The organism is Eggerthella sp. 1_3_56FAA (assembly GCF_000185625.1).
Taxonomy (GTDB): Bacteria; Actinomycetota; Coriobacteriia; order Coriobacteriales; family Eggerthellaceae; genus Eggerthella; species Eggerthella lenta.
In genome coordinates this window covers 160,213-169,918 of the sequence record NZ_GL622582.1, presented here as the reverse complement: position 1 = coordinate 169,918, position 9,706 = coordinate 160,213, and the positions used below count along the sequence as shown (strand labels likewise).

The following is a 9,706-nucleotide window of genomic DNA, read 5'->3' as shown; positions in this document are numbered from 1 at the left end:
CGCTCATGCACGAGGCGCTGGGCACGCAGCGCCAGGGCGCCGTGCGGTTCAGCTTCAGCAGCTTCAACACCGAGGACGAGGTGGACGCCGGCATCGCCGCCGTGGCCGCCATCGCCGAGGAGGCCTGAGCCGTGCGGAAGAAGACGCCGAAAGCCGTGGTGACGTTCGCGTCCACGAGCGATGCGATGGCCGTTGAGGCCGCCGCCCGCGAGACGGGCCTCCCGGGCAGGATGATACCCATCCCGTCGGAGGTTTCCGCCGGCTGCGGCCTGGCCTGGTGCGTCCCCGCCGAGGAGCGCGGCGCGCTGCTGGACGCCCTCGAGAGCGGCGGCCTGGCGTACGAGGCCGTGCACGAGGTGGAATTGTACTAAGGAAAGAACGCACGGCCTGCCACGTTCTCCCCCGCGCCGAGAAAAGATGAAAGGACCTCGCCCATGCCCTCGATCGGCATCGACATAGGAAGCACGGCCGCGAAGGCGGCGGTGCTCGAAGACGGCCGGCTCGCCGAGACGCTCGTGTGCCCCACGGGGTTCAGCAGCGTCGATGCGGCCGAGCGCCTGGCCCAGCAGCTGCTCGCGCGCGGCTTCGACCCGCGCGGGCTTCCCTGCGTCGCGACGGGCTACGGGCGCGTCGCGGTCCCCTATGCGGACCGCGTGGTCACCGAGATCACCTGCCACGGCAAGGGCGCCGCTTTCCTGTTCGGCGGCGGGGGCACCGTGGTCGACGTGGGCGGCCAGGACACGAAGGTCATCGTGCTGCGCGGCGGCAAGGTGGTCAAGTTCGCGATGAACGACAAGTGCTCGGCCGGCACGGGGAAGTTCCTCGAAGTCATGGCGAACCGCCTCGGCGTCAGCCAGGAGGAGCTCGCGCGCCTCGCCCGGATGGGCGCGCCCACGTCCATCTCGTCCATGTGCACGGTGTTCGCGGAGTCCGAGGTCATCAGCCTCATCGGCAAGGGAACGCCGCGCGAGGACATCGCGTACGCCGTGATCGAATCGGTGGTGGAGCGGGTGTCGGTGCTCGTGGCGCAGGGCAAGGGCGCACCCTACTTCCTGACGGGCGGCCTGTGCGACAACGGGTACTTCGTCGAGCGCCTCGGCGCGCGCCTGGGCGAGCTTGTGGCCACCGAGCCCCGCGCGCGCTTCGCCGGCGCCGTGGGAGCCGCGCTGCTGGCCGAGGAAGGGGAGGGGCGCCATGCCGGATAACGCGTTGCCGCGCTCGTTCGAGGATTTCAACGAAGCTCGCAAGCTGGGCTTTCTGGCGGCCAAGGAGTATAAGGAGCGGGGCGGCAAGCTGGCGGGGTGTTTGTGCTCGTACACGCCGCTCGAGGTGATCGATGCGGCCTGCATGGCAGCCATCGGCCTGTGCGGCATGAGCGACGAGGCCATTCCCGACGCCGAGACCGTGCTGCCGAAGAACCTGTGCCCGCTCATCAAGGGCACCTACGGCTTCGCCTTGACCGAGAAATGCCCCTATACCTACTTCTCCGACATCATCGTGGGCGAGACTACCTGCGATGGCAAGAAGAAGATGTACGAGCTGCTCGCCGACCTCAAGGACGTGCACGTGCTGCATCTGCCCCAGAGCCAGGCGCGCTCCTACGCCGCCGATATCTGGCACGAAGAGGTGAAGCTGTTCGCGAGCGAGCTCGAACGCCGCTTCGGCGTGCGCATCGACGACGGGAAGCTGCGCGATGCGGCGCGACTGCGCAACCGCTACCGGCGCGCGCTCGTGCGACTCTACGAGCTGCAGAGGAGCGAGCCGCCCGCCATGCGCGGCGTGGAGCTCATGAGCACGCTGTTGGCCAGCACGTTCAGCTTCGATGTGGAGACGTTCGTCGGGAAGCTGGAGGCTCTGGCGGACGAGCGCGAGCGCGCCTACGCTGCGGGCGAGCGCCCTGTCGCCGCCACGGCGAAGCGCATCCTGCTCACCGGGTGCCCTTCGGGCGGCGTCATCAACAAGGTGGGCAAGGTGATCGAGGAGCACGGAGGCGTGATCGTGTGCCTGGACGATTGCTCGGGCGAGAGAGCGAACCGCCTGCTCGTGGACGAGGACGCCGACGATATCCTGCGCGCCATCTCCGATCGCTACCTTGCGGTCAACTGCTCGGTCATGACGCCGAACGACGCCCGCATCGACAATACGGCGGCAATGGCCCGCGCCTACCGCGCCGACGGCGTGGTGGAGGTGGTGCTGCAAGCCTGCCACACGTTCAACGTGGAATCGTCCCGTGTGCAGCGGCGCATGGAGGAAGAGGGCATCCCGTACCTCAAGCTGGAAACCGACTACTCTGCAGGGGACGGCGGCCAGGTGGGAACCCGGTTGGCCGCGTTCATCGAGATGCTGTAGCGACTGCCGCTTGGTGGGCGCGAATGGGGACCCATGGCAATTTTTAGAGCGTATTCCGCTGCGGTTCCTCGCTTGAAACGGAGAAAGGCCAGGTGGCGTTTTCAACGTCGCCCGCAGGGGCATCAGGGCTCCTCGATTTTTGCCAGGGCTGCCGATTTGCGCCCAACGCTTTCGAGATCGGACGAAGGCAGCATGCAGATCGCCCGGCGGCCGCATCGCCCCTTCCGGGGCGATACGGCCCTACTTCATGCTGATCTCGCCCGCCGCGCCGTCGCGAACATGGCCGATCAGCGCGGGCGGGCGACCGGCGGCCGACCTCGAACACGCGCGCGAACGCGTCGGCCTCGTCGGGCGCCACGGCCACCAGCAGGCCGCCGGACGTCTGCGGGTCGCACAGCACGCCCATGCGGTTCTCGAACTCCTCGTCTTCGAGGCCGCCCTGCCTCACGAAGGCGCGCGCCCAGTCGATAATGCCGAACGTCTTGGCAGGGCGGCAGAAGTCGCAGGAATACCGGTAGACGCCCTTGAACAGCGGCAGGTCGTCCCAGACGAGCTCGGCCGACGCGTCCGAGGCCTCCAGCATCTCGTGGAGGTGGCCGGCCAGCCCGAAGCCCGTCACGTCGGTGGCGGCGTGCGCGTGCACGGCCGCCATCGCCTCGGCGCCCGCACGGTTGAGCTCCATCATGGACTCGATGACGGGGCGCATGCCCTCGTCGTCCTCGAACCCGGCCCGGAACGCCGAGTTCATGATCCCCGAGCCGAGGACCTTCGTGTAGAACAGCGCGTCGCCCGGCTGCGCGCCTCCGTTGCGCACGATGCGGTCAGGGTGCACGGTGCCGAACACCGACAGGCCGTACTTCGGCTCGTCGTCCTCGATGGAGTGGCCGCCCACCACGAACGCGCCCGCCTCGCGCACCTTGTCGGCCCCGCCGCGCAGCACCTCGCCCACCACGTCGGTGCCCAGACTGCACGGGAACGCGAGGATGTTGAGCGCCGTCAGAGGCTTCGCCCCCATGGCGAACACGTCGGACAGCGCGTTCGCCGCGGCGATGGCGCCGAACTCGTAGGGGTCGTCCGCCACCGGCGTGAAGAAGTCGAGCGTCAGCACCGCGGCCGTGTCGTCGTTCAGGCGGTAGACGGCGGCGTCGTCGGACGTGTCGAAGCCCAGCAGCAGATCGGCGTCGGGCGGCGGCGCGATGTCCTTCAGTATCTCTTCGAGGTCTCCCGGACCCCACTTCGCCGCTCAACCGCCCTTCTCGGTGAGGCGGGTGAGCCGTATGCGCTCGGTCTCGCTCATGGGATTCCTTTCGCGTAAGCCGGATCGGTCGTCATCAGCAGTATAGCAGTCCCGTCCGCGTCCTGAGCAACCTGCCGCCTGCGCGTTATCCGCGCCGCTCGTCGATACCGCACCGCCGCCGTAAACGTACCGCCTACCGGAACCGTATCCCCGCCCATCGGCGGAAACAGGCCGTTCGCCCTGCGGCGTTCGGCGCGGAATGACGTTTACCGAATATTCCACGAAGGAATCTTGAGAGTTTGCGCATAAAAACACCCATATCATCAGAAACTAATTACGCCGCGTCGCAAGGCGCTTGCTAAGATCGCGGCGGTCGGGCGGTGGAGGGCTGCCGGCTCGGCCAAGGCATGCGCGTACCGGTACCACGAGCAGGACGACGTCTCCCATGCCCTCGGCGACGTCCCCCGCTGGTTTCGGCGCATGATTCTCAACGGACGAGAAGGAAGGAGAACGAGGACATGAACCTGTCACGCAGGGGCTTCTTCAAAGCCGCCGGCGCAGCGTTCGCCACCACCATGGCGTTCGAGCTGTCCTCACAGTCGGAGGCGCTGGCCGTCGAGCCCGCAGCCGACTGGAAGCTCGTGAACACGGAGGAGTACACGAACATCTGCTGCTACTGCTCCGGCGGTTGCGGCGTGATCTGCTCCACCCGCGAAGGCGAGCTGGTGAACATCGAAGGCGATCCCGACCACCCGGTCAACCAGGGCGGCCTGTGCCCGAAGGGCGCCACGATGTTCCAGCTGCGCAACGTGGTGGATCCCTCCACGCGCGAGGTGATCAAGAACCCGAACCGCAGGACCCGTCCGATGGTTCGACGCCCCGGCGCCTCCGAGTGGGAGGATATCACCTGGGACGACGCCGTCGCCGAGATCGCGCGTTGGGTCAAGGACACGCGCGACGCCACGTTCGAGACGGTGTCCAACGGCATCACGGTCAACCGTTGCCACGGCATCGCCAGCTTGGGCGGCAGCCAGCAGAACTCCGAGGAAGAGTACCTCATCAACAAGATGATGCGGTCGCTAGGGGTGATAGCCATCGACAACCAGGCTCGTGTTTGACACAGCCCCACGGTTGCCGGTCTGGCAGCAACATTCGGTCGCGGTTCGATGACGAACCACTATTGCGACATGCAGAACGCCGACGTCATCTTGACGATCGGCTCCAACAACGTCGAGAACCACCCCGTTTCGTCGAAGTGGGTGCAGAGGGCGCTCGACAACGGCGCGACGTGGATCGTCGTCGACCCGCGCTACACGCGCTCGGCCGAGATGGCGGACATCTACTGTCCTATCCGCTCGGGCACCGACATCGCCTTCTACGGCGGTCTGTTCAACTACATTCTCGAGCACGACCTGTGGCAGCACGAGTACGTGCTGAACTACACGAACGCGTCCTACCTGTTGGACGAGGAGTACTCCTTCGATGTGGAGACGGGCATCTTCTCGGGCTTCGACAAGGACAGCGCCACCTACGACGCGAAGACCTGGCACTACCAGGTAGAGTCCACGAAGGAGTGGGACACCTCGGAGGGCGGCGCCTACGCCTGGGCCAAGGCCGAGGGCGTGCCCGAGTTCACGCCTCCCACCGTCGAAGTGCCGAAGCGCGACATGACCCTGCAGGACCCGATGTGCGTGTTCCAGCAGATGAAGAAGCACTATTCACGCTACGACCTGGACACCGTGTCCGCCACGTGCGGCATGGACAAGGAGCTTTTGGAGAAGGTGTACGCCACCTACGCGGCCACCGGCGCTCCCGACAAGTCCGGCACCATCCTGTACGCGCTCGGTCAGACGCAGCACACCTACGGCGCGCAGAACTGCCGCTCCATGGGCATCCTGCAGCTTCTGCTGGGCAACGTCGGCGTGGCCGGCGGCGGCGTGAACGCGCTGCGCGGCGAGCCGAACGTGCAGGGCGCCACCGACATGGGCATGCTCGTGGCGAACCAGCCCGGCTACCTGAACTGGCCCACCGAGTACGGCACGCCGTCTCTGCGCAAATGGTGCGAGAAGGAGACGTACGCGGACGGTTACTACACCAACAAGCCGAAGTTCATCGTCTCCGCGCTGAAGGAATGGTTCGGCGACGCGGCCACCGTGGAGAACGACTACGGCTACGACTGGTGGCCGAAGGTGCCGAAGAGCCCCGACTACTCCATCATCGGCTCGTTCGAGCTGATGAGCCAGGGTATCATCAAGGGCTACTTCAACTGGGGCATGAACCCCTGCCACTCGGCGCCGAACGCGAGCAACGTGCGCCGCGCCATGGCGAACCTCGACTGGCTCGTGGTGGCCGACTGGGTGGAGACGGAGTCCGCCACCTTCTGGAAGGCCCCCGACATGAACGCCGCCGACATCGACACCACGGTGTACTTCCTGCCCGCGGCGCTGATCTACGAGAAGCCGGGCACCATCCTGAACTCCGGCCGCTGGCTGCAGTGGCGCTACCAGGCCGTCGAGCCGTGGGAAGACGCCAAGCCCGACTACGAGATCTGCGACGTGCTGTGGAAGGCCATCGTCGACCTGTACAAGAAGGAAGACGGCGTGGCTCCCGAGCCCGTCGTCAACACGAAGTGGGACTACTACGTTGACGGCAAGATCGACCCGCGCCCCGTGGCCTGGGCCCTCAACGGCTACAACTACGCCGAGGGCGGCTTCGAGAACGGCGCGCCCGATTTGCTGAGCACGTTCGCGAACCTCAAGGCCGATGGCTCCACGGCCTGCGGCATGTGGATCTACACCGGCTTCTGGGCCAACAACGACGCTCCGCTCGACCCGGCCGAGCAGGCCATCGGCAGCCGCGTCGCCGACGACCCGACGGGGCTGGGGCTGCATCCCAAGTGGTCGTTCGCCTGGCCGCTCAACCGTCGCATCATCTACAACCGCGCCTCGGCGGACCTGGAAGGCAAGCCTTGGAACCCGAACCGGGTGCTGGTCGAATGGACGGGCGAGAAGTGGGTGCAGAACGACGTCGGCGACTTCGTGGCCGTGTCGAACGGCACGCCCGTGCCGCCCAACAACAAGGCGTTCATGATGCTGTGGGAGCAGAACGCGCGCCTGGAGAGCTACGGCATGGGCGACGGTCCTTTGCCCGAGCACTACGAGCCCTTCGAGAGCCCGGCGGACAACAAGCTGAACGGACGGCAGAACTCGCCGTGCGTGCGCTTCGCCGAGTTCGAGTCGGTCAAGCGCGGCGACCGCAGCCAGTACCCCATCGCGGTGACCACCTATTCGGTCACCGAGCATTGGCAGACCGGCGGCCAGACCCGCACGTGCCCGGCCCTCAACGAGGCCATGCCCGAGCAGTTCGTCGAGATGTCGGTGGAACTGGCGGCCGAAAAGGGCATCGAGAACGGCGAGCGCGTCCGCGTGTTCAACAACCGCGGGTCGGTCGAGGTCATGGCGCTGGTCACGCCTCGCTTTAAGCCGTTCAAGGTGAACGGCGAGACCGTGCACCAGGTGGGCATGACGCACCACTTCGGCTGGGCGGGCGACTTCGCCACCGGAGACATCGTCAACGACCTGCCGCCGAACGTGGGCGACCCGAACTGCTGGGTGCCCGAGTACAAGGCGTTCCTCGTCGACATCGAGAAGGCATAGGAGGGGTGAGCTATGAGTGAGAAAGCCATATTGTTCGACTCCTCCCGCTGCACCGCGTGCCGCGGCTGCCAGGTGGCCTGCAAGTGCTGGAACGGCCTGCCGTCCACCCTCGAGAAGAACGGGAACCCTTCCACGGGCTCGTACCAAAGCCCGATGGATTTGAACGGCGACACGCGCCTGCTGATCAGCTTCCATGAGGAGGCCGGCGGCGACAAGGGCGTGAAGTGGGCCTTCGGGCGCCGCTCGTGCCAGCACTGCACCGACGCCCCCTGCGCCACCATCTGCCCTGGCGGGGCGCTGAAGAAGGACGAGGCCACCGGTTTCGTCAGCGTGGACGAGTCCAAGTGCATCGGCTGCAGGTACTGCTCCACGGCCTGCCCGTTCGACGTGCCGCAATACCACGGCGACACGAGCAAGATCAACAAGTGCACCGGATGCCTCGACCGCGTCGAGCAGGGCCTGGCTCCGGCGTGCGTGACCACCTGCCAACCGCAGGCGCTCATGTTCGGCGATCGCGAGGAGATGCTTTCCATCGCCCGGGAACGCGTGGACTACCTGCACGGCAAGGGCTATGCGGACGCCGCCTTGTACGGTGAGGACGAGGTGGGAGGCCTTCACGTGATCCAGGTGCTGAAGCACGGCGTGGAAGCGCACGGCCAGGTCGTCGATCCGCAGGTCAACCCGATGGTCGGCCTGACCCAGATCATGAAGCCGGTCACGGGCGCCGTCACGGGCCTCACGGTTGCCGGCTTGGCGGCCATGTTCGTGCTGGGCATCGGCTACAAGCGCGACAAGCTGGCGTACAACCCCGAGACGGACGACACGATCTCCGTCGACACCGGAGAGGTCGTCAAGCACGGCGACGGCCAGGACGAGGAGACGGTGATGGAGCATATCACCGAGAACCTTCCGGGCAAGAAGGGAGGCAACCGATGAGCAAGGGACCCGTCAAGGTTTCCGCTGAGGAAGCCGCCAAGAACCAGGCGTTCTTGGCAAGCATGGCAGCCGGCGGCAAGGAACGCTACATCAAGCGCCACTCGCTGCAGGCGCGCTTGACGCACGGCATCACCATCGCGGCGTGCATCCTGCTGTGCATCTCCGGCCTGTTCGTGTTCGTTCCGGCCCTCGCGGCCGCTGTCGGCGCGGACACGGTGTTCGCCATCCGCATGTCGCATCGCATCATCGGCGTCGTGTTCGTCGCGGTGCCGCTGATCAGCGCCCTGCTGGCTCCGAAGGGCGTGGCGCACATCTTCAAGAACCTGTTCGATCGTTGGGATTCCGACGACAAGAAGTGGATGATGCTGTTCTTCCCGTACCTGTTCATGGCCAAGTGGATCCACATGCCCGACCAGCGCGAGGTCAAGAGCGGCCAGCGTTTCGCCGACGGCATGCTGTGGTTCGCCGGAGCGCTCATGGGCATCACGGGCATCATCCTTCTGCTGGGCACGACGCTGTTCGATTTCGGTGCGGGCGTGCACGGCGTGACCCTGTTCCTGCACGACATAGGCTTTCTGCTGATCGCGGTGTTCGGCCTGGCGCACATCTTCCTGGGCGCCGGCATCTTCCAGCCGTACCGCGGCACGGCGAAGCTCATGTTCGGCGACGGCACGGTGTCCGAGTCCGATGCCCTGTACCACTGGGGCCACTGGGCCCGCAAGGAGATCGCCACGGGCGAGAACGTGGTGGAGAAGACGAAGTAAAAGCGCGGCGACCCGTTCGTGCCGCCGCGAATCGCGGCGGCACGGGCGCCGGGTGGGTAACCCGACCGGACGCTCCCGGGTTGTCATCCTGAGCGGAGCGCGAAGCGCGGAGTCGAAGGATCCCGCGCGGCGCCAGCTGGAAGCGCCGCGGCTATCGCCGCGCGGGATCCTTCGACTCCGGCCTGCGCGCTCCGCTCAGGATGACAAAAAGGGCGTTCCGCCCGTTCAGATAGGAAAGGAATCCATGAACCTCAAAGCGATCGATGCGGCCATCGCCGCGTACCGTACGAACCTCGACGAGGGCGACGTCTCGCGGCTCGCGTTCTTCCGCGAGCTGTGGGGGGTTCAGGCCGAGGCGGCCTCCCATGTTGATCTCGGCTACGAAGTGCCCGACGCCGATAGCCTGAAAACGTGGGCGCGCCACGGGGAGCCGGTGCTCTCCCATGCTCCGGTGAAGATCGAGGCCGCCGCGTTGGCGGGCGCGATGGAGCGGCTGGCCGAAGTGCTGGCTGCGCGCGGCGGGTTCGCGGCGTCGACGAGCGAGGCGCTCTCGCGCACGAGCTGGGAGCGCATGGTCGCCGCAAGCGACCTCGCGCTCGCCGGCTGCAACCCGGCTGCCTATGTGGAGTCGTTCGTCGAGCTGCTCGAGGACGACGGCATGGACGAGGACGCGGCCCGCATCGGCGCGATGGCGGCGGCGCTGGCCCTGCGCGCGTTTCTAGAGGGTCCGGCGACGGCCGTCGAGCGGGCGCGTCGGGAGGCGG

6 protein-coding genes and 2 pseudogenes are annotated in these 9,706 nt (G+C 66.6%); 7 read left to right on the top strand and 1 reads right to left on the bottom strand.

Annotated elements, in window-relative coordinates; translation table 11 throughout:
• Positions 1-131 precede the first annotated feature (131 nt).
• The 3 genes from HMPREF1023_RS14025 to HMPREF1023_RS14015 all read left to right on the top strand — a co-directional run bounded on the left by HMPREF1023_RS14025 (position 132) and on the right by HMPREF1023_RS14015 (position 2,349).
• Positions 132-371 carry a DUF3343 domain-containing protein gene (locus HMPREF1023_RS14025; protein WP_009307099.1) on the top strand — a complete coding sequence of 80 codons (240 nt, stop codon included), beginning with the start codon at positions 132-134 and terminating at the stop codon, positions 369-371.
• 63 nt (positions 372-434) lie between these two features.
• Entirely contained in the window at positions 435-1,205 is a 771-nt protein-coding gene (locus tag HMPREF1023_RS14020; RefSeq protein ID WP_009307098.1) for an acyl-CoA dehydratase activase, read from the top strand.
• Positions 1,195-2,349 (top strand): double-cubane-cluster-containing anaerobic reductase, encoded by a 1,155-nt coding sequence (locus HMPREF1023_RS14015; protein ID WP_009307097.1) that lies wholly within the window; start codon positions 1,195-1,197, stop codon positions 2,347-2,349. The genes HMPREF1023_RS14020 and HMPREF1023_RS14015 overlap by 11 nt, the downstream gene beginning before the upstream one ends.
• A 240-nt stretch (positions 2,350-2,589) precedes the next feature.
• Here the strand turns inward: HMPREF1023_RS14015 and selD are convergent.
• Positions 2,590-3,646, bottom strand: a pseudogene (gene selD, locus HMPREF1023_RS14010) (selenide, water dikinase SelD).
• A gap of 458 nt (positions 3,647-4,104) precedes the next feature.
• On the opposite strand from selD, the gene HMPREF1023_RS14000 reads away from it, so the two are divergent.
• The 4 genes and pseudogenes from HMPREF1023_RS14000 to HMPREF1023_RS13985 all read left to right on the top strand — a co-directional run.
• Positions 4,105-7,242 (top strand): molybdopterin-dependent oxidoreductase, encoded by a 3,138-nt coding sequence (locus HMPREF1023_RS14000; RefSeq protein ID WP_147271339.1) that lies wholly within the window; start codon positions 4,105-4,107, stop codon positions 7,240-7,242.
• 12 nt (positions 7,243-7,254) lie between these two features.
• Positions 7,255-8,178: a 4Fe-4S dicluster domain-containing protein gene (locus tag HMPREF1023_RS13995; RefSeq protein WP_009307093.1), complete on the top strand. Its 924-nt coding sequence runs from the start codon at positions 7,255-7,257 to the stop codon at positions 8,176-8,178.
• The gene (locus HMPREF1023_RS13990; protein WP_009307092.1) at positions 8,175-8,942 is read left to right on the top strand and encodes a cytochrome b/b6 domain-containing protein; all 768 of its coding nucleotides are present in this window, start codon (positions 8,175-8,177) and stop codon (positions 8,940-8,942) included. The genes HMPREF1023_RS13995 and HMPREF1023_RS13990 overlap by 4 nt, the downstream gene beginning before the upstream one ends.
• Positions 8,943-9,186: 244 nt before the next feature.
• A pseudogene (locus HMPREF1023_RS13985) lies at positions 9,187-9,706 on the top strand (formate dehydrogenase accessory protein FdhE); the annotation flags it as partial.